We start from the raw sequence: 18,321 nt of genomic DNA on the forward strand, positions 1-18,321 counted from the left end.
TGACACCCACGCCCACGGGACCGAGGGTGTGCACTTCTTCACCCGCGGCAAGGTCGTCACCTCCCGCTGGCTGGACCCGAGCCACGCGGGCCTGAACCTGGGCTTCCCCACCAACGCCTGACCCGCCGCTGGGCCGGCCAGCGCCCGTGATCACGGGGACGCGTTCGTGATCACGGGCGCTGGCCACCCTCGACCACCTGAGACGAGGACACCGCCATGAGCCTGCTCGAGAGCCCCACCAGCTCCACCACCCCGACCGGTGACCTGCTCTCCCCGGAGGAGACCTACCGCCTGGACCGGGAGCACGTCTTCCACTCCTGGTCCGCCCAGGGCCCCCTGCAGCCGATGGTCATCACCAGAGCCGAGGGCTCCCACGTCTGGGACGGCGACGGGAAGCGCTACCTGGACCTGTCCTCCCAGCTGGTGAACACCAACATCGGCCACCAGCACCCGGCAGTGGTCGCCGGCATCGTGGAGCAGGCCCAGCGGCTGTGCACCATCGCCCCCCAGCACGCCAACGCCGCGCGCTCGCGCGCCGCCCAGCTCGTCGCCGAGGTCGCCCCCGAGGGGCTGGACACGGTGTTCTTCACCAACGGCGGTGCTGACGCCATCGAGCACGCCGTCCGCATGGCCCGGCTGCACACCGGCAGGTACAAGGTGCTGTCGGCCTACCGCAGCTACCACGGCGGCACCGCCACCGCGGTCAACCTCACCGGCGACCCGCGCCGCTGGCCCAACGACTACGGCAGCGCCGGCGCGGTGCACTTCTTCGGCCCGTTCCTGTACCGCTCGGCCTTCCACGCCACCACCGAGGCCGAGGAGACCGAGCGCGCCCTGGCGCACCTCGAGCAGCTCATCACCTTCGAGGGCCCCGGCACCATCGCCGCCCTGGTGCTGGAGACGGTGCCGGGCACCGCCGGGATCATGCCGCCGCCGCCGGGCTACCTGGCGGGCGTGCGCGAGCTGTGCGACAGGTTCGGCATCGTCTACATCGCCGACGAGGTCATGGCCGGGTTCGGTCGCACCGGGCGCTGGTTCGCCGTGGAGCACTTCGACGTCGTCCCCGACCTGATCACCTTCGCCAAGGGCGTCAACTCCGGGTACGTGCCCCTGGGCGGGGTCGTCATCAGCGACGCCATCGCCGCGACCTTCCGCGACCGTCCCTTCCCCGGCGGCCTGACGTACTCCGGTCACCCGCTGGCGTGCGCGGCGGCCGTGGCGACGATCACCGCGATGCACGACGAGGGCATCGTCGAGAACGCGGACCGCCTCGGGCGCGAGGTGCTCGGCCCTGGGCTGCGCGAGCTGGCCGAGCGCCACCCCGTCATCGGCGAGGTCCGCGGCCTGGGCGTCTTCTGGGCCCTGGACCTGGTCAGCGACCGCGAGACCAGGGAGCCGATCGCGCCCTACGGCGGCACCAGCGAGGCGATGGGCGTGCTGGTGAAGGCCCTGAAGGCGAACGGGGTGCTGCCGTTCACCAACTACCACCGCTTGCACGTCGTGCCGCCGTGCACGACCACCGACGACGAGGCCCGTGAGGGGCTGACCGCGCTGGACGCCGCGCTGACCGCGGTCGAGGAGCACCTGCACCTCGCCTGAGGCCGGCAGGAACCGCGCGCACGTCGTCGTCGGCCCACCGAGGGACGACACTGGCCGAGCGACCCCCGACGAGACCCGACGAGACCCGCGACGAGAGGGACAGCCGCATGAGCAGGACCCGGACGGTGTGGGAGCGCAGCGCACCGGACCCCGCGCTGGTGGTCAAGGCCCTGGAGGGCAGCGAGCAGCGGGTGTTCTGGCTCGACGAGGCACCTCCCGCGCCCACCGCCGACCAGCTGACGGCCAGCACGTCGGCCGACCTGGTGGTGGTCGGTGGTGGGTACCTGGGCCTGTGGACCGCGGTGCTGGCGAAGCGTCGCGACCCCGGCCGCAGCGTGGTGGTGCTGGAGGCCGAGACCGTCGGGTGGGCGGCCTCGGGGCGCAACGGCGGCTTCTGCGAGGCGAGCACCACCCACGGCGAGGAGAACGGGCGCAACCGCTGGCCCGCCGAGTACGACCAGCTGGAGAGGCTGGGGCGCGAGAACCTCGACGCCTTCGCCCGCGACGTGGACGAGCTCGGCCTGGACTGCCACTTCGAGCGCACGGGCAGCCTGGCTGTGGCCGTCGAGCCGCACCAGGTGCCGTGGCTGTCCGAGGCCCCGGCCGCAGAGGCGGACGGGGCCGCGCACGAGGTGATGGACGCCGCTGCGACCCGTGCGCAGATCGACTCCCCGATCTTCCTGGCCGGGCGGTGGGACCGCGACGACGTCGCCCTGCTCCAGCCCGCCCGCCTGGCCCGGGAGCTGGCCCGGGCAGCTCGCGAGCTGGGGGTGCGCGTCTTCGAGCACTCCGCCGTCACCGGGATCGACAAGCCCGCTGGGGGCTCGGGCAAGGGCGGCCCCCAGGTGGTCCGCACCGCCCGCGCGGCGGTCTCCGCGCGGCAGGTGGTGCTGGCCACCGGCGTCTTCCCCGCGCTGCTGCGGCGTGACCGCCTCATGACCGTGCCCGTCTACGACTACGTGGTCATGACCGAGCCGCTGACCGCGGAGCAGAAGCGGGCCGTGGGGTGGCAGAACCGCCAGGGGCTGACCGACCTCGCCAACCAGTTCCACTACATCCGCCTGTCCGCGGACGACCGGGTGCTCTTCGGCGGGTACGACGCGGTCCACCACGCCGGCGGGCGCGTCGACTCGCGCTACGAGGACCGTCCCGAGACCTACGAGCGCCTCGCCAGCCACTTCTTCACGATGTTCCCGCAGCTGGAGGACGTGCGCTTCAGCCACCGCTGGGCCGGGGCGATCGACACCTGCACCCGCTTCGCCGCCTACTACGGCACCGCGCGCAGGGGTGACCTGGCCTACGCGCGCGGGTTCACCGGTCTGGGGGTGGGGGCCACGCGCTTCGCCGCGGAGGTGCTGCTGGACCTGCTGGCCGGGGTGCCGACGGAGCGCACCGAGCTGGAGCTGGTGCGGCGCAAGCCGCTGCCGTTCCCCCCGGAGCCGGCGACGGCGGTGGGGGTGGCGCTGACGAAGGCCTCCCTGGACAGCGCCGACCACCACCAGGGCCGGCGCAACCTGTTCCTCAAGGCGCTGGACGCCGCCGGCCTGGGGTTCGACTCGTGAGGGCGCCCCGCAGGCTGCTGTGCGCCGACGCGCTCAGCGCTGACCTGCCCGAGCCGCTCCCGGCGGGAGAGGCGGTCATCGCCGGCGCCCCCACCGCGCGGTACCTCGAGCTCGCCGGACCGGAGGGCGTCGAGGTGGGTCTGTGGGAGATGACGCCGGGCTCAGCACGCGACACGGAGGCCGAGGAGGTCTTCGTCGTCCTGGCCGGTCGCGCCACCGTCACCGTCGCGGTCGACGGGGACGACGACGAGGTGCTCGAGCTGGCTGCCGGATCCGTGGTGCACCTGCACGCCGGTGACCGCACCACCTGGACCGTGCACGAGCCGCTGCGCAAGCTCTACCTGCAGCTGCCCTGACCTCCTCCGGCAGCGGCTGGCCCGGCCCGCGCCGGGTGTAGCGTCGCCGTCGTGATCAGCGCTGCACGCCGCCTGTGGTGGCCGCCCTCGTAGGGCGGGCACTCCGCAGCGCACCAGCGCCTCGCAGTCCCTCAGCCCCCACCGGCTGACGGACGCACGCGTGCGGTCCTCCAGGCCGGTCCGACCTCGGAGCACCTCCCGTGACCACACCCGAACCACCCCAGCAGGGCTCGTCCGGCTTCGGCGACGTGCTCGTCAGCGCCCGGTCCCTCGCCGAGTACCGCGCGATGTTCGACCTCGCCGACGCCGACCTCGCGGGCAGCGTCCTCGACTGCCCCGGCGGAGCGGCCTCCTTCACGGCCGAGGCCCGCCGGGCCGGCGTCGACGTCGTCGCCGTCGACCCCACCTACCCACCGGCAGGGCCCGCCGCGGAGCGCGGTCGAGCGCTGCGGGCGCTCGGCGAGCACGCGGCGGCCGAGGCGGAGCGCGGCTCGGCCTGGGCGCGCGAGCGCGCCGCCGACTTCGCGTGGACCTTCTTCCCCACCCCGGAGGACCACCTCGCCGAGCGCCTCCGTGCCGCGGCCGCGTTCGCGGCCCACGCCTCGTCGGAGCCGGACCACTACGTGCAGGCGTCCCTGCCGCGGCTGCCGTTCGCCGACGGCGCCGTCGACCTGGTGCTGTGCTCCCACCTGCTCTTCACCTACGCCGACCGCCTCGACGACGCCTTCCACCTCGCGGCCCTGCGGGAGCTCGTGCGCGTCGCGCGCCGCGAGGTGCGCGTGTTCCCGCTCGTCGTCGTCGGGGGAGGGGGAGAGCACGCCGGTCTGGGGGCGCTGCTCGAGCAGCTGGCCGCTGAGGCCGTCACCGCTGAGCTCAGGCCGACCGACTACAGGTTCCAGCGCGGAGCCGACCGCGTGCTGGTGCTGCGGCCGAGGATGATCGACGGGTGAGCGTCCTCGTCGTCATCGCGGGTCCGCAGGCCTCGGGCAAGAGCACCCTGGCGCCTGCTCTGGCGGAGCGGCTGCGCGCGCAGGGGGAGGTCGTCGCCGTCGTCGAGCTCGACGCGCTCGCCGCGATGGCGCTGCCGACGCTGCCCGGCTGGGACGTCGCGCACCGGATCTTCGAGACCGTCACGGGTCTGTGGCTCCGCTCGGGGACCACGTGCGTCGTCGCCGAGGGGAGCGGCTCGGCGGCGGAGGTGGCGAGCGTCGTCCGCCAGGCGCCCGCCGGCACCGCCGTGCTGACGGTCGGGGTGACGACCACGCTGGACGTCGCCTACGAGCGCGCCCGGGCCGACCCGACCCGCGGCCTCTCGAAGGAGCTCGGCTTCCTCACCGGCGTCTACGAGAGGTGGCCGGACGAGCTGCGGCGGCTCGCCCCCGACGTCGTCCTCGACACCAGCGAGCGCGGCGTCGAGGACTGCGTGTCGACCCTGGTGCGAGAGGTCGAGCGACGGCACGTCGAGGCGTCCTCCAACGGGTGAGCTCTGCGGGGCGTGGCTAGCGTGACGCCCGTGGACACCTTTGCTCTGGGCAACCTGTCGGTGCACCGCGTCGGGTTCGGGGCGATGCAGCTCCCCGGTCCAGGCGTCATGGGTCCTCCGCGCGACCGCGACGCGGCGATCGCGGTGCTGCGGCGGGCCGTCGAGCTGGGCGTCGACCACATCGACACCGCGCAGTTCTACGGGCCCGACGTCGCCAACGAGCTCATCCGCGCGGCGCTGCACCCGTACCCCGACCACCTCGTGCTGGTCTCCAAGGTCGGTGCGACCCGCGACGCCGACGGTGGCTGGCTGCCCGCGCAGCGACCCGAGCAGCTGCGCTCGGCCGTCGAGGAGAACCTCCGCTCGCTGGGGGTGGAGCAGCTCGGCGCGGTGAACCTGCGCCTGCACGACGGTCAGGGGCACGGCGACGAGCACGACGAGCAGCCCGTGGCGCTCGAGGACCAGCTGGGCGAGATGGTCGCGCTGCGCGACGAGGGCAAGATCGCTGGCGTCGGCATCTCCACCGCCACGCGCGCGCAGGTCCAGCAGGCCGTCGACCAGGCCGGGATCGTGTGCGTGCAGAACGCCTTCAGCCTGCTGGACCAGTCCGACGCCGACGTGCTGGACCTCTGCCACGAGGCGGGTGTCGCGTACGTGCCCTACTTCCCGCTCGGCTCGGCCTTCCCTGGCACGCCGAAGGTGGTGGAGGACCCCGCGGTGCTCGCCGTCGCCGCCCGCACCGGCGCCACCCCGGCGCAGGTCGGTCTGGCCTGGCTGCTGGCCCACCGGCCCAACGTGCTGCTCATCCCCGGCACCTCGAGCCTCGCGCACCTGGAGGAGAACGTGGCGGTGGCGGAGGTCGGGCTGTCACCGGAGGACGTCGCACAGCTCGAGCGCGAGCGCTGACCCTCACCACCGCGCCAGGACGACGAAAGCCGCGGCGGGGCGGCCCAGCCACTGCGTGACCCGCAGCACCAGCTCCGCGTCCGCCAGGCGCGCCCGCCGGAGGTCGGTCAGCCGCGACGGAGTGCATCTCAGCTCCTCCGCCAGGGCGGTCCACGTCAGACCGCGCTCGCGGCGACGCTGGTCGAGCGCCCCGTGCAGGAGCGGCAGGTCGAAGCGCAGACGGTGGCCCGGACCCGCCACCGGCAGAGCGGTGGTGCCGACGTCGACGGCGGGTCCGACGAGGAACTCCTCCGGGGTGCGCCCGATCCAGCGCAGGAGCACGAGCGCGTACTGGCAGGTCATGGTGCCGCGCCTCGCCGTCCGCACGAGAGCGCCGGAGCACAGGCAGTCGTCAGCCAGCCCGAGGTTGAGGTCGTGCGACTGGTCCCACAGCTCGTCCGCCAGCTGCGCCCAGTCGAGCCCGGGCTCCGCGCGCTGCGCGTCGAGCGCGGCGATGCGTGCGGCCCCGTCGAAGGACGCCAGCGCGGGCATGCGGCGAGTCGAGCACTGCAGTTCCGGTCTGTCTGCCCCCTGGCGCGATGAGTCCTGGCGGGTCGGGCGGTCACTCCACCACCACCGGCACGACGAGGGAGACCCGCCATGACCGCCCGACCGATCGACAAGACCATCGACATCGCCGCCCCGCCGCAGCGCGTGTGGGAGGTGCTGTTCGGCGACGCCACCTACCGGGAGTGGACCTCCGTCTTCGCGGAGGGCTCCTACGCCGACACCGACTGGCGGGAGGGCAGCACCGTCCGCTTCCTCGGTCCCGAGGGCGGCGGCATGCTCGGTCGCATCGTCGTGGGCCGCCCTCACGAGCTGCTCGACGTCGAGTACGACGGCTTCGTCTCGCAGGGCCGTGTCGACACCGACAGCGACGCCGCCCGCGAGTACCGCGGGACCCACGAGTCCTACCGCCTGGAGGCGGTGGACGCCGGCACGCACCTCGCCGTGTCAGCGCCCGTGGGGGAGGAGCACTACGACGCCATGGTCGGCGCCTGGGACGACGCGCTGACACGCGTCAAGCAGCTCGCCGAGGCCGACCCGCGCGGCTGAACCGGCCGCGGCCGCTGGTCACCACCGGTCGGGTGCCACCTCGAGCCGGGTCCGGTGGTCCCAGGAGGCGTCGACCTCCGTGCGGGAGGCGAACACCGAGTCGACCACCAGCGGAGGCGCCCGGGGCGCCTGTCGGTCCCGGCGGTGCCAGCATGCCTCCTGTGGTCTCCCGCACGGCGAACTCCTGCATCGACTCCCGCGACCCGCAGGCCCAGGTGGCCTGGTGGGCCCAGGTGCTCGACGACTACGAGCCTGACGAGGACGGCGGTGACGACGAAGCCGGCCTCGTGGGTCCGGCCGGGCGGAGCCTCATCTTCTTGCGGGTGCCCGAGCCGAAGACGGTGAAGAACCGCATGCACCTGTGCCTGCGTCCCGTCGACCGCAGCCGCGACGAGGAGGTCGACCGCCTCCTGGGTCTGGGGGCGACCCTCCTCGACGACCTCCGCACTCCCGACGCCGGGTGGGCGGTGCTCGCCGACCCCGAGGGCAACGAGTTCTGCGTGCTCACCACGAACGCCGACGAGGCGGGCGTCTCCCGGAGGTAGCCGCGCCTCGTCCTCAGCCGGTCGGGGAGCGCCGACGGACGGGAGGCTCAAGTCCTGGGCCCCACATGCCGAAGTGCTCTCGTCGCCGACTGACGTCGTCGACGTCGCGCCGACCTGCAACCCCTGGGTGCGCGCTTCTCCCGAGGAGCGGTCAGCACCTGTGACCCCCTTCCCCCGCGCGTCCTTCGTCGAAGTCGTGGCGCGCCACCTCCGTCACCCTTCCCCCGTCGCTGCAGCCCGTCGACGCTGCCCGCGGCGCTCCGAGCGCTGGGCGCCCGCGCGCGGCGACTCCGGGATGGCGCTGCCCGTCGTCGTCGCCCTGGTGGTGGTGGGCGCGCTGCTCGTCGCTGGAGTGACCGCCACCTCCCTGAGCTCGATCGGCAGCGCCACGAGCTTGCGCGCATCGGTGCAGTCGCAGGCCGCCGCCGAGGCCGGCCTCGCCGCAGCGCAGGCCGCGATCGTGGCGGCCCCGGTGGGCGGCCCCCTGCTCTGCACCTACTCGTCCTCCGCACCGCCGGTCTTCAGCGTGCAGGTGGCCTACGGCGCGGGCGTCGCCGGTGCACCGGCGTGCCCCGCGCCCGCAGGTGCGCTGGGCGGCGTCGGTGCCGGTGCGGCGCTGCTCGTGTCCACCGGACGCGCCGCCACCGGCGGCAGCCAGGGGGTCACCGCGGGAGACGTCCGTCGGCTGCAGGCGGTGCTCACCGCGCCAGCGGCCGGGGCGCCGCCGGCGGCGTCGTCAGGAGGCGCTGGAGGAGCCGGCACCACCGCCCTGGCGCTCTTCGGCCAGCGCGGGGTCACCGCGCAGAACCTCCTGGAGGTCGCCGCGAGCGCCCCGGGCGCCGAGGACGGTGACGTCTACGCAGACTCCGGTGGCGTCTCCTGCCTGAGCAGCGCCTCCGTGGAGGGGACCGTCCTGTCGCAGAGCGACATCACCCTGCCCAACCGCTGCACGGTGTCCGCCGTCTGGTCAGCGGGGCGGGTCGCGGTGCAGGACGCCACCGTGCGCGGCGACGTCTTCGCCGCGTCGACCAGCACGGACGCCGGCGCACCGGCCGTCCGCCTCACGAACAGCTCCGCGAGGGTCGGCGGGAACGTCTACACCAACGGCGCCGTGCGCGTCAGCGACGCCTCGGTGGGCGGCAGCGTGCTGTCCACCGCCAGCACCATCACCATGACCAACCGACCTGCCGTCGGTGGCAGCACCTACGGCGCCCTCGGCATCTTGCTCGACCAGGGCTCGGTCGGGATGGACGCCGTGTCCACGCGGGGGTCCCTGCCCGACCCGCAGAACCCGGGCGCCGTGGTGGGTGGTGACGCAGTCGCTGCGGGCTGCATCTCCAGCCGGGTGACCGTGCGCGGCACCACCTCCCCGCCCGCCAGCCGCACCGGCGCTGCGTGCGGCGCGAACGCTCCCGCCACCAGCGCTCCCGTGCTCCCCGAGCGACCGCACAACCCCGCAGGCGTCCCCACCACCGCCCTGCCCACCGCAGTGGCGGCCCCGCCGCGACTGGCGTTCCCGACGCTGCCCTCGCGCCCCGTCGGCGGCCGCGACCCCCTGGACGCCTGGCGAGCTGCCGGTTGGCAGGTCGAGGTCTTCTCCGGCGCCGGCTCGTGCACCGCCGCTTTCGACCACCTGGCGCGCGCCGTGCAGCCCGCCACCGCGGAAGGCGCGGCGTGGGCCGCTGCGCCGCTGGCCGTGGTGGTCCGCGACTGCTCCCAGCCCCTGCAGCTGGACGGCGGCAACAAGGCCCTGCTGCGGGGGTCGGACACGCTGACCCTGCTCAACGACCTGGCGGTCATCTCCGACGCCGGCATCACCAACCAGAACGCGAGCGGCATCGCGAGCTCCGCGGCCGGTCACGACCGAGACCTCTACTGGATCGTCCCCTCGGACAGCCCCGCGGTGAGCGCCTCCGCGTTCCCCTCCTGCTCCGGGACGGGTTCGCTCGTGCCCTCGGGCCTGCGCAACCTCAAGGACGTGCGCTGGTTCCTCTACACCCCCTGCGCGGTGAGCGGCTCCAACCCCGTCGGGGCCGCGACCACCCCTCTGCGCGGGTCGGTCTACGGGGGCTCGGTGTCGCTCTCCAGCCTGAGCATGCGCTTCACGCCCCTGGCGGTGCCCGGGCTGAGCGGCGGTGGCGTGACGAGCAGCGCCAACAGCCCGGTGTCCGCCACCGCGCCCCCCACCAGCAGCGGGGGCTGGATCCTCGCTGACGTGCGGGACGTCTCGAACCGCTGACACCGGAGCGGGGGGGGGGGGGGCACCGCGCCCTGGTCGGGGAGGTGCCCCCCCGTTCACGGGGTCAGCGGCACGTCGAGCCCGGTGAGGGCGCGCAGCGGCGCACCACCCTGGCGGCCGTGCTCGTCGCTGGAGGCCGAGCTCGGGGCGTCGTAGCCGCTGCGCTCGAGGAGCGTGCAGGTCCACGCCACGTCGAAGCGGGCGTCGCCGACCTGCCAGCCCCCGTCGAGGACCCGCACCTCACCGTCGTCCTCAGCTGACGCGCAAGCGGACCAGAGCGAGCGACCGGGGACGACCTCCACGAGGAGGTACGGCCGCCCCCTTGACCGACGGGTCGGGCTCGAAGGTCAGAACGGCCGGGACGCGGCACTCGGTGCCGGCCAGGAAGGTGAGGGCGCGCTGCTCGCGCGTCGCGTGCTCAGTGCCGGCGTCGGCGCCGTCGGCGGCGTAGAGCTCGAGCCGGGGCGGCAGCGCCGCGGGGCGTGCGAGAAGGTGGGGGCGTGGTGCGCATCGCCGTCGTCTCGGACGTCCACGGCAACCTCACCGCCTACCGCGCGGTGCTCGAGGACGCCGAGCGCCGCGGCGCCGACGTCGTCCTCAACCTCGGTGACGTCGCCGGCAAGGGGCCGCGCGGCTCGGAGTGCGTGGCGCTCACGCGGGAGCGCTGTTCGGTGACGGTGATGGGCAACTGGGAGGTCGTGCTCTCGGACCTGTCCCGCCGCATGACGCACCCCGGCATGCAGTGGTGGCGCGCGGAGCTGACCGACGACGACCGCGCCTGGATGCGCTCCCTGCCCGTCGCTCACCACCTGCTGCTGTCGGGGCGGCAGGTGCGGTTCGTGCACGCCTCCACCGACAGCCCGTTCACGCGGATCTGGCGGCACCACAGCAAGGAGGAGTTCGACTCCTTCTTCGCGGCCACGCCGCTGACCGAGCGCGACGGACCGAGCCCCACCCCCGACGTCGCCGTCTACGGCGACCTCCACCACGCGTACAGCGAGGTCATCGACGGGCGGACGCTCATCAACTGCGGCTCGGCGGGCAACCCCCTCGACGAGGACCCGCAGCTCAGCTACCTCCTGCTGGAGGGCGAGCTGGGCTCCGCGGAGGCCGCGCCCTTCGCCTACCAGTTCGTGCGGGTGCCGTACGACGTCGACGCCGAGGTGGCGGTCGCACGCGACCTGGCGATGCCCCTGGCGCTCGAGTACGAGGTGGAGCTGCGCACCGGGGTCTACCGCTCGCTGCACGTGGAGCGAGGCCTGCGAACCCCTCCCGTGGAGCGCTGACGGGGCGCTTTGCGGTCGATCGTGGATCACCCCTAGGTTAGGCGTGCCTCACCTAACTCCTGGGAGACTGCTGTGACCACCCCTGCCCTCCTCCGCCCGGCTGCCCTCGCGGCCGCGCTCCTCTCCGCGACCCTCCTGGCGGGCTGCTCTGCCGCAGGTGCCAGCTCGTCGAGCGCCGGGTCGGCATCCGAGGCCGCACCTGCCGTGAGCGAGTCCGGCGTCCGTGCCGTGACGCACGCCCGCGGCACCACCGAGGTGCCCGACCACCCGCAGCGCGTCGTGGTGCTCGAGCCCGTGCAGCTCGACACCGCCGTGGCGCTCGACGTGGTGCCCGTCGGCGCGGCCGTCGTCAGCGCCACCGCCGGTGTGCCCGCCTACCTGGGCGTCGGAGGCCGCGTGGAGCCCGTCGGCACCGTGAGCGAGCCCGACCTCGAGGCCATCGCCGCGCTCGCGCCGGACCTCATCCTCGGCACCGAGGCGCGGCACTCGAAGCTGTACGACCAGCTGTCGCAGATCGCCCCGACCGTCTTCCAGAAGTCCCAGACCGACCCCTGGCAGGACAGCGTCCGTCTGGTCGGCGAGGCCCTGGGCGAGCCGGACGCCGCCACCGCTGCGCTGGCGGAGTACACCGACCGCTGCGAGCAGGTCCGCGCCGCGCACCCCACCGACGGCATGACCGCGCAGCTCGTCCGCCCGCGTGACGAGACCACGCTCAGCCTCTACAGCCCGACCTCCTTCGCGGGCAGCACCATCGAGTGCGTCGGGCTGACGATCCCGCAGCGCGAGTGGGCGCAGACCATCCAGACGGACATCTCCCCGGAGCAGATCACCCAGGCGAAGGCCGACCTCGTGCTGGTCACCGCCTCTGACCCGGCCGACCCGGCCGCCATCCCCGCGGCCATCACCGCGAACGCCGCGGACTTCCCGCGCGTGGTGCCCGTCGACACCAGCTGGTGGATCTCCGGTGTGGGGCCGCTGGGGGGCCAGAAGGTCCTCGACGACCTCGACAGGATCCTCAGCGCCGGCTCCTGATGCCCGTCCGCTCGTCGGAGGCCGCTGCGCCGTCGTCGCCCGGGGCTGACCGCGGACGACGACGACGTGCGCCGCTGCTCGTGGTCCTGCTGGCGGGGCTCGCCGCGCTGGGAGCTGCCGTGGTGCTGTCGCTGGCGGTGGGCGCCAAGCCGCTGGCGCCGGCGGTGGTGCTGGACGCGCTGGCCGGGCGGGGCGGCGCGGACGCTCAGTACGTCATGGGGCTGCGGCTGCCCCGGACGGCCGCCGCCGTGCTCGCCGGCGCCGCGCTCGCGGTGGCCGGCGCGCTCGTGCAGGCCCTCACGCGCAACCCCCTGGCCGACCCGGGGCTGCTGGGCGTCAACGCGGGCGCCGCGTTCGCCGTCGCGCTCGGGGTGGCGCTGCTCGGCCTGCACGACCCGTGGTCGGTGCTGTGGCTCGCCCTCGCGGGAGCGCTGGTGCTCAGCACGGCGGTGGTGGTGGTCGGCGGCGTGGGGTCGGCAGGTGGCGCCGGCCGTGGGAGCCGAGGAGGAGACCCGCTGCGGCTGGTGCTCGCGGGGGTGGCGCTCGGAGCGGCGCTGTCCGGCATCACGACCGGGCTCGTGCTCAGCGACCCCGACGCCTTCGACGCGATGCGCAGCTGGCACGCCGGCTCCGTGCTCGGCCGCGGCTGGGACGTGCTGGGGCCGGCGCTGCCGTTCGTGGTCGCGGGCCTGGTGGTCGCCGCCGTGTGCGCTCGCGGGCTCGACGCGCTCTCCCTCGGCGACGACCTCGCACGCTCCCAGGGGGTGCGGGTCGCGCCCCTGCGCCTGGCCGTCGTGGCCGCGGTGACGCTGCTCGCCGGTGCTGCCACCGCGGTGGCCGGGCCGCTGGTGTTCGTCGGGCTCGTGGCGCCGCGCGTGGCCCGGTGGCTCGTGGGTCCGGCGCTCGGCCGGCTCCTGCCGACGTGCCTGCTGCTCGGACCGGTGCTCGTGCTCCTGTCCGACGTGCTCGGCCGCGTGGTCATCACCCCCGCCGAGGTGCCGGTGGGCGTGGTGATCGGAGTGGTCGGCGCACCGCTGCTCATCGCCGTCGTGCGGCGGAGCACCCGGTGACCGCTCTCGCTGGGCGTGTCGCTGCCGCGGTCCGGCCTCGGCGCCGGCGCTCGCGGGAGGCGGCGGTGGGCGCGGCGCTCGTCGTCGTCGTCCTGGTCCTGGTGGTGGCGAGCCTGGGGCTGGGGCAGTTCCGGCTCACCCCGGGGGAGGTCCTGCGGGCGCTGGCGGGTGACGGCCTCGGGCACGTGGTGGTGGTGCAGTGGAGGCTGCCGCGGGCGCTGGCGGCGGTGGTGCTCGGGTTCGGGCTGGCCGTGTCGGGGGCGCTGTTCCAGACCGTGACGCGCAACCCGCTGGCCAGCCCCGACGTGGTCGGGCTCGCGCACGGGGCGTTCACCGGCGTGCTCGTGGCGCTCGTGCTCGGAGCCGGGAGCTGGACGGTGCTCACGGCGAGCGCGGTGGCCGGCGGGCTGGCCGCGGCGCTGGCGGTGTGGCTGCTGGCCAGCGGGGGAGCGGTCGGCGGGCTGCGACTGGTGGTGGTCGGCATCGGGGTCTCGGCGCTGCTGGCGTCGGTGAACACGTGGCTGCTGCTGCAGGTGGAGCTCGACGTGGCGATGTTCGCCTCCGCGTGGGGCGCTGGGTCGCTCAACGGCGTCACCGCGGTGCAGGCCCTGCCCGCCGGGGTGCTCGTGGCGGTGCTGGTGCTGGGGGCGCTGGCGCTGGCTCGATCGCTGCGGCAGCTGGACCTCGGCGACGACGTGGCCGCCGCCACCGGCGTGCGCGTGGCGCGCGTGCGGGCGGTGGCGCTGGTGCTCGGCGTGCTGCTCGTGTGCGTGGCCACCGCCGTGGTCGGGCCGGTGGCGTTCGTGGCGCTGGTCTCGCCGCACGTCGCGCGACGGCTGGCGCGCACGCCCCACCAGCCGCTGCTGCTGTCCGGGGCGGTGGGGTCACTGCTGCTGCTCGCCTCCGACGTGGTGGCCCAGCACCTGCTGCCGGTGCCGCTGCCTGCCGGCGTGGTGACGGTCTCCCTCGGCGGCGCCTACCTCGTGCACCTCGTGGCCCGCGAGGTGCGGCGGCGCTGACCAGGTGGCGGCTGCGGCGGCCGGCGCTGGTTGGATCGACGCGTGGAGGGCTGGCGCGAGGACCGGGTCGGATCAGCGCTGAGGGGCGAGAACCCCAGGGTCTTCGCGCGGCTGCCCGGGGCCTTCGCCGCCATGGGCGACGCGCAGTTCCTGCCCGGCTACTGCGTGCTGCTCACCGATGACCCGACCGCCACGAGGCTGTCCGACCTGGACGTCGGTGCGCGGCGCGACTACCTGGACAGCGCGGCGGCCTTGGCCGCAGCGGTGGAGGGCGCGTGCGCGGCGGCCGACCCGGCGTTCCGGCGCGTCAACATCGAGATCCTCGGGAACGCGAGCCCGTTCCTGCACACCCACGTCTGGCCCCGCTACGACTGGGAGCCGGACGACGTGGTCCGGCGCCCGGTGTGGATCCACCCCCTGGAGCGCTGGCACGACCCGGCCACCGCCCTCGGCCCCCAGCACGACGCACTCCGGCAGGCGATCGCGGACCGGCTCTGACCGCTGTCGTCGTCCTGCGCGTCAGAGGCCGAGGAGCAGGGTGACGGCCAGCGCGGCCATGACCACGGCGATCACCCCGTCCAGCACCCGCCACGCGACGGGCCTGGCGAACAGCGGCCGCAGCAGGCGGGCGCCGAAGCCGAGGGCGGTGAACCAGACCACGCTGCCGGCACCGGCGCCGGCGGCGAACCACCAGCGCTCGTCCCCGTGGGTGCTGGCGACGGAGCCGAGGAGCACCACCGTGTCGAGGTAGACGTGGGGGTTGAGCCACGTCAGCGCCAGGCACGTGGCGAGCGCGGAGGTCAGGGCGGTGCCCGTGCCGCTGGTCTCCGTGCGCAGCGCAGCGCTGTCCGACGGGCGCAGGGCGCGGCGGGCCGCGAGCAGCGCGTATCCGCTCAGGAACAGCGCCCCGGCCACCCTGACGACCACCAGCGCCGGGGGCCAGGCCTCCAGCGCCGCCCCCGCGCCAGCGACCCCCGCGACGATGAGCACGAGGTCCGACAGGGCGCACACCGCGACGACGGCCAGCACGTGCTCCCCGCGCAGGCCCTGGCGCAGCACGAAGGCGTTCTGGGCGCCGATGGCCACGATGAGGGACAGGCCGAGGCCGAGCCCGGAGGCCGCAGCGAGGAGGTGCGCGTCGATCACGCAGGTGACGCTAGGTGCGGCCTCGGGTGAAGTCGATCGACATCTGCTGCACGAGGTGAAGCAGCGCTTAACGTCGAGTCATGGACCTCGACCTCGGGCAGCTGCGGGCCCTGGCCGCCGTCGTCGACGCCGGCACGCTCGAGGCGGGAGCGCGCCAGCTGCACATCACCACCTCCGCGGTGAGCCAGCGGCTGCGGGCGCTGGAGTCCGCCACCGGCCGGGTGCTGCTCGTGCGCTCTCGGCCCGTGCGCCCGACGGCGTCGGGGGAGCGGGTGCTGCAGCTGGCGCGGCAGGTGTCGCTGCTGGTCGCCGATGCGTCCGCTGCCCTCGGGGCGCCTGACGACGACGGCGGCGCGTCTGCGGCTGACGGGAGGTGGGTGCGGCCGCCGGTGCTCCCCATTGCGGTGAACGCCGACTCCCTCGCCACGTGGGTGCTGCCCGCCCTCGCCCACCTCGCTGGTCCCGAGGCGGAGGTCTGCCTGGACCTGCGACGCGAGGACCAGTCGTACACCGCGCGACTGCTGCGCGACGGGTCCGTGGTGGGCGCCATCACCTCCGACGCCGAGGTGGTGCCCGGGTGCTCGGTGCAGCCGCTGGGGGCGCTCCGCTACCTGGCGGTGGCGACTCCCGAGGTGGCAGACCGGTGGTTCGCCGGAGGTGTGACGGCGGCGGCGCTGGGGCGGGCGCCCGTCGTCGTCTTCGACCGCGACGACGAGCTGCAGGACGCGTGGCTCTCCGACCATTCCGGCGCAGAGGAGCGGCTCGACCCGCCGCGCCACCACGTCCCGGCGTCCGTGGACTTCTCCGAGGCGGTGCGGCTGGGCTGGGGGTGGGCGCTGCTGCCGCAGGTGCACGCGACCGCCGACCTGGAGGCCGGGCGCCTGGTGCTGCTCGACGACGCGCCGGTGGACGTGCCGCTGTACTGGCAGCAGTGGAAGCTGCGCAGCCCGGCTCTCGACGCGGTGGCGGCAGCGCTCACCTCCGCCGCGCGCAGCGCCCTCGTCCCCCCCTCGTGATCATGGGGGGTTGCGTACGCCAACTCCCGTGATCATGGACTTCGCGTACGTCAGTTTCCGCGATCATGGAAGTCGAGATCACCTGCGGCGCTACCGTCCCGCTCGTGAGCGAGCGGCGCTTCCAGCTGGTGAGCGCCCTGCTCGCGGGGGGCGTCCTGGTGCTCCTGCTCGCCGTCGCCCTGCTCTGGTACGTGCCGATCAACGCTGGAAACACCGTCTGCGGTCGTGCCGTCGAGAGTCACGCGGGTGTCGAGTGGCACTACCTCGACGGTCCCCTGAGTCCCGAGGAGCAGGAGCAGAACGACGCCTGCAACGCCGCGGGGGAGCCCCTGTGGGTCGCCGGCCTCGCTGCGGCCGCGGCGGGAGGGACGTCGCTGGTGGCCGCGCTCGTCGTCGTCACCGGCACCTGGGCGTGCGACCGGCGCACTGCCAGGCCCTGATGCTCCGCTTCGTCCTGACACTGCGAGTGCGTGAGTGCGCACAACGCCCATGATCACGGGCGGTCGTGTGCGCAACTCCCATGATCACGGGGAGAGGTCGGGGGCGCCCGTAGGCTTGCCCCCTGTGAGCAGCACGACGAGCGCCCCCGTGACGATGCGACGCCTGGACCTGCGCGGGCAGCACGTCGACGCGCGCGAGCTCCGCAGCCGCATGCCGCGGGCCGAGGTGGACGTCGAGGCGGCTCTCGCCGTCGTCCGGCCCGTGGTCGACCAGGTCCGCGAGGGAGGCGCCGACGCCGTCCGTGCGCTCGGCGAGAGGTTCGACGGCGTCCGCGTCGACGACCTCCGGGTCCCGGCGGCGGCGCTGAGCGAGGCGCTGGAGTCCCTCGACCCCGCCGTCCGCGCAGCGCTCGAGGAGTCGATCCGGCGCAGCCGCCTCGTCCACGCCGACCAGCGCCGCACCGACGTCGTGACGCAGGTGGTCGAGGGCGGCACCGTCACCGAGCGCTTCGTGCCCGTGCAGCGCGTGGGCCTCTACGTGCCCGCCGGCGTCGCCCCGCTGCCCAGCAGCGTGGTGATGAACGTCGTCCCGGCGCAGGAGGCCGGCGTGGAGAGCCTCGCGGTCGCCACCCCGCCGCGCCGCGGCGACGGGCCCGACGCCGCCCTGCCCGACCCGACCATCCTCGCCGCGTGCGCCCTGCTCGGCGTGGAGGAGGTCTACGCCGTCGGCGGGGCGCAGGCCATCGCGATGTTCGCCCTCGGCGCCCGCGAGGCCGACGGCTCGCAGAGCTGCCCCCCGGTCGACCTGGTCACGGGCCCCGGCAACATCTACGTCACCGCCGCCAAGCGCCTGCTGCGCGGCGTCATCGGCACCGACGCCGAGGCCGGCCCGTCCGAGGTGGCCGTGCTCGCCGACGACACCGCCGACCCCGAGCACGTCGCCGCCGACCTCGTCAGCCAGGCCGAGCACGGCGAGGCCTCCGCCGCGGTGCTCGTCACCGACAGCGCGGACCTGGCCGACGCGGTCGACGCCGCCCTCGCCCGCCGCGTCCCGGCGACGCGCCACGGCGCGCGCATCGCCGTCGCGCTCGCCGGACCGCAGTCCCTCGTGGTGCTGGTCGACGACGTCGAGGCGGGTCTCGCCGTCGTCGACGCGTACGGCAGCGAGCACCTGGAGATCCAGACCCGGGACGCCGCCGCCGTGGCCGCGCGCGTGCGCAACGCCGGCGCCGTCTTCGTGGGGCCGTACGCCCCGGTGTCGCTGGGCGACTACTGCGCCGGCTCCAACCACGTGCTGCCCACCGGCGGCACCTGCTCGCACACCGCCGGGCTGAGCGTCGCGACGTTCCTGCGCGGCATCCACGTGGTCGAGTACTCCCAGCAGGCGCTGGCCGACGTCGCACCGCACGTGCTGGCCCTCGCGGGCGCGGAGGACCTCCCCGCCCACGGCGAGGCCGTCTCCGCCCGCCTGCCCTGACCCCGTCCGGCGCCGCCGGGTCTCGACGGGTGTCGGTGGCGGGTGCTGGG

20 protein-coding genes are annotated in these 18,321 nt (G+C 74.8%); 17 read left to right on the forward strand and 3 right to left on the reverse strand.

What is annotated here, in order from left to right:
- The first annotated feature begins 216 nt into the window (after nt 1-216).
- The 6 genes from FMM08_RS18830 (at nt 217) to FMM08_RS18855 (ending at nt 5,906) form a co-directional block, all read left to right on the forward strand.
- Complete coding sequence (locus tag FMM08_RS18830; RefSeq protein ID WP_147927944.1) at nt 217-1,599, forward strand: aspartate aminotransferase family protein; 1,383 nt, start codon at nt 217-219, stop codon at nt 1,597-1,599.
- Nucleotides 1,600-1,706: 107 nt separating this feature from the next.
- Nucleotides 1,707-3,161: an NAD(P)/FAD-dependent oxidoreductase gene (locus tag FMM08_RS18835; protein ID WP_147927945.1), complete on the forward strand. Its 1,455-nt coding sequence runs from the start codon at nt 1,707-1,709 to the stop codon at nt 3,159-3,161.
- Nucleotides 3,158-3,517: a cupin domain-containing protein gene (locus FMM08_RS18840; protein ID WP_147927946.1), complete on the forward strand. Its 360-nt coding sequence runs from the start codon at nt 3,158-3,160 to the stop codon at nt 3,515-3,517. Before FMM08_RS18835 ends, FMM08_RS18840 begins: the two co-directional genes overlap by 4 nt.
- A 200-nt stretch (nt 3,518-3,717) precedes the next feature.
- Nucleotides 3,718-4,467, forward strand: coding sequence for a methyltransferase domain-containing protein (locus FMM08_RS18845; protein ID WP_222710957.1), 750 nt, complete (start codon nt 3,718-3,720; stop codon nt 4,465-4,467).
- Nucleotides 4,464-5,000, forward strand: coding sequence for an AAA family ATPase (locus tag FMM08_RS18850; RefSeq protein WP_147927947.1), 537 nt, complete (start codon nt 4,464-4,466; stop codon nt 4,998-5,000). Before FMM08_RS18845 ends, FMM08_RS18850 begins: the two co-directional genes overlap by 4 nt.
- A gap of 30 nt (nt 5,001-5,030) precedes the next feature.
- The gene (locus FMM08_RS18855; protein WP_147927948.1) at nt 5,031-5,906 is read left to right on the forward strand and encodes an oxidoreductase; all 876 of its coding nucleotides are present in this window, start codon (nt 5,031-5,033) and stop codon (nt 5,904-5,906) included.
- 3 nt (nt 5,907-5,909) lie between these two features.
- Here FMM08_RS18855 and FMM08_RS18860 read toward each other — a convergent pair whose 3' ends face one another.
- Entirely contained in the window at nt 5,910-6,437 is a 528-nt protein-coding gene (locus tag FMM08_RS18860; protein WP_147927949.1) for a hypothetical protein, read from the reverse strand.
- A gap of 108 nt (nt 6,438-6,545) precedes the next feature.
- Between FMM08_RS18860 and FMM08_RS18865 the strand changes: the two genes are divergently transcribed.
- The 3 genes from FMM08_RS18865 to FMM08_RS18875 all read left to right on the forward strand — a co-directional run bounded on the left by FMM08_RS18865 (nt 6,546) and on the right by FMM08_RS18875 (nt 9,785).
- Entirely contained in the window at nt 6,546-7,001 is a 456-nt protein-coding gene (locus tag FMM08_RS18865) for an SRPBCC family protein (protein ID WP_147927950.1), read from the forward strand.
- 161 nt (nt 7,002-7,162) lie between these two features.
- The gene (locus FMM08_RS18870; RefSeq protein WP_147927951.1) at nt 7,163-7,546 is read left to right on the forward strand and encodes a VOC family protein; all 384 of its coding nucleotides are present in this window, start codon (nt 7,163-7,165) and stop codon (nt 7,544-7,546) included.
- A 295-nt stretch (nt 7,547-7,841) separates the two neighbouring features.
- On the forward strand, nt 7,842-9,785 hold the full coding sequence (locus tag FMM08_RS18875; RefSeq protein WP_147927952.1) for a hypothetical protein: 1,944 nt from the start codon (nt 7,842-7,844) through the stop codon (nt 9,783-9,785).
- Between the two features lie 56 nt (nt 9,786-9,841).
- On the opposite strand, the gene FMM08_RS18880 is transcribed toward FMM08_RS18875, so the two are convergent.
- Entirely contained in the window at nt 9,842-10,024 is a 183-nt protein-coding gene (locus FMM08_RS18880) for a hypothetical protein (RefSeq protein WP_147927953.1), read from the reverse strand.
- Nucleotides 10,025-10,285: 261 nt separating this feature from the next.
- Between FMM08_RS18880 and FMM08_RS18885 the strand changes: the two genes are divergently transcribed.
- The 5 genes from FMM08_RS18885 (at nt 10,286) to FMM08_RS18905 (ending at nt 14,690) form a co-directional block, all read left to right on the forward strand.
- Nucleotides 10,286-11,071 carry a metallophosphoesterase family protein gene (locus tag FMM08_RS18885; protein WP_147927954.1) on the forward strand — a complete coding sequence of 262 codons (786 nt, stop codon included), beginning with the start codon at nt 10,286-10,288 and terminating at the stop codon, nt 11,069-11,071.
- Nucleotides 11,072-11,143: 72 nt separating this feature from the next.
- Nucleotides 11,144-12,103 (forward strand): ABC transporter substrate-binding protein, encoded by a 960-nt coding sequence (locus FMM08_RS18890; RefSeq protein WP_187279862.1) that lies wholly within the window; start codon nt 11,144-11,146, stop codon nt 12,101-12,103.
- Complete coding sequence (locus FMM08_RS18895) at nt 12,103-13,173, forward strand: FecCD family ABC transporter permease (protein WP_187279863.1); 1,071 nt, start codon at nt 12,103-12,105, stop codon at nt 13,171-13,173. Before FMM08_RS18890 ends, FMM08_RS18895 begins: the two co-directional genes overlap by 1 nt.
- Nucleotides 13,170-14,192, forward strand: a complete 1,023-nt coding sequence (locus tag FMM08_RS18900) for a FecCD family ABC transporter permease (protein ID WP_147927955.1) — start codon at nt 13,170-13,172, stop codon at nt 14,190-14,192. The genes FMM08_RS18895 and FMM08_RS18900 overlap by 4 nt, the downstream gene beginning before the upstream one ends.
- Before the next feature lie 42 nt (nt 14,193-14,234).
- A complete protein-coding gene (locus tag FMM08_RS18905; protein WP_147927956.1) occupies nt 14,235-14,690 on the forward strand; it encodes a diadenosine tetraphosphate hydrolase in 456 nt (151 codons plus the stop codon).
- Nucleotides 14,691-14,711: 21 nt separating this feature from the next.
- Here the strand turns inward: FMM08_RS18905 and FMM08_RS18910 are convergent, their stop codons facing one another.
- Entirely contained in the window at nt 14,712-15,335 is a 624-nt protein-coding gene (locus FMM08_RS18910) for a LysE/ArgO family amino acid transporter (protein ID WP_147928048.1), read from the reverse strand.
- Between the two features lie 83 nt (nt 15,336-15,418).
- On the opposite strand from FMM08_RS18910, the gene FMM08_RS18915 reads away from it, so the two are divergent.
- The 3 genes from FMM08_RS18915 to hisD all read left to right on the forward strand — a co-directional run bounded on the left by FMM08_RS18915 (nt 15,419) and on the right by hisD (nt 18,271).
- Nucleotides 15,419-16,354 (forward strand): LysR family transcriptional regulator ArgP, encoded by a 936-nt coding sequence (locus FMM08_RS18915; protein ID WP_147927957.1) that lies wholly within the window; start codon nt 15,419-15,421, stop codon nt 16,352-16,354.
- A gap of 104 nt (nt 16,355-16,458) precedes the next feature.
- Entirely contained in the window at nt 16,459-16,794 is a 336-nt protein-coding gene (locus FMM08_RS18920) for a hypothetical protein (RefSeq protein WP_147927958.1), read from the forward strand.
- 154 nt (nt 16,795-16,948) lie between these two features.
- Complete coding sequence (gene hisD, locus FMM08_RS18925) at nt 16,949-18,271, forward strand: histidinol dehydrogenase (RefSeq protein ID WP_147928049.1); 1,323 nt, start codon at nt 16,949-16,951, stop codon at nt 18,269-18,271.
- The last annotated feature ends 50 nt before the right edge of the window (nt 18,272-18,321 follow it).

The sequence above is a fragment of the Quadrisphaera setariae genome (assembly GCF_008041935.1).
Lineage (GTDB): Bacteria > Actinomycetota > Actinomycetes > Actinomycetales > Quadrisphaeraceae > Quadrisphaera > Quadrisphaera setariae.

What these genes read in the sequence shown, in the direction of transcription:
- FMM08_RS18830 (WP_147927944.1), top strand. Translation starts at nt 217, where the DNA reads ATGAGCCTGCTCGAGAGCCCCACCAGCTCCACCACCCCGACCGGTGAC.
- FMM08_RS18835 (WP_147927945.1), top strand. Translation starts at nt 1,707, where the DNA reads ATGAGCAGGACCCGGACGGTGTGGGAGCGCAGCGCACCGGACCCCGCG.
- FMM08_RS18860 (WP_147927949.1), bottom strand. Translation starts at nt 6,437, where the DNA reads ATGCCCGCGCTGGCGTCCTTCGACGGGGCCGCACGCATCGCCGCGCTC.
- FMM08_RS18865 (WP_147927950.1), top strand. Translation starts at nt 6,546, where the DNA reads ATGACCGCCCGACCGATCGACAAGACCATCGACATCGCCGCCCCGCCG.
- FMM08_RS18875 (WP_147927952.1), top strand. Translation starts at nt 7,842, where the DNA reads ATGGCGCTGCCCGTCGTCGTCGCCCTGGTGGTGGTGGGCGCGCTGCTC.
- FMM08_RS18895 (WP_187279863.1), top strand. Translation starts at nt 12,103, where the DNA reads ATGCCCGTCCGCTCGTCGGAGGCCGCTGCGCCGTCGTCGCCCGGGGCT.
- FMM08_RS18915 (WP_147927957.1), top strand. Translation starts at nt 15,419, where the DNA reads ATGGACCTCGACCTCGGGCAGCTGCGGGCCCTGGCCGCCGTCGTCGAC.
- hisD (WP_147928049.1), top strand. Translation starts at nt 16,949, where the DNA reads ATGCGACGCCTGGACCTGCGCGGGCAGCACGTCGACGCGCGCGAGCTC.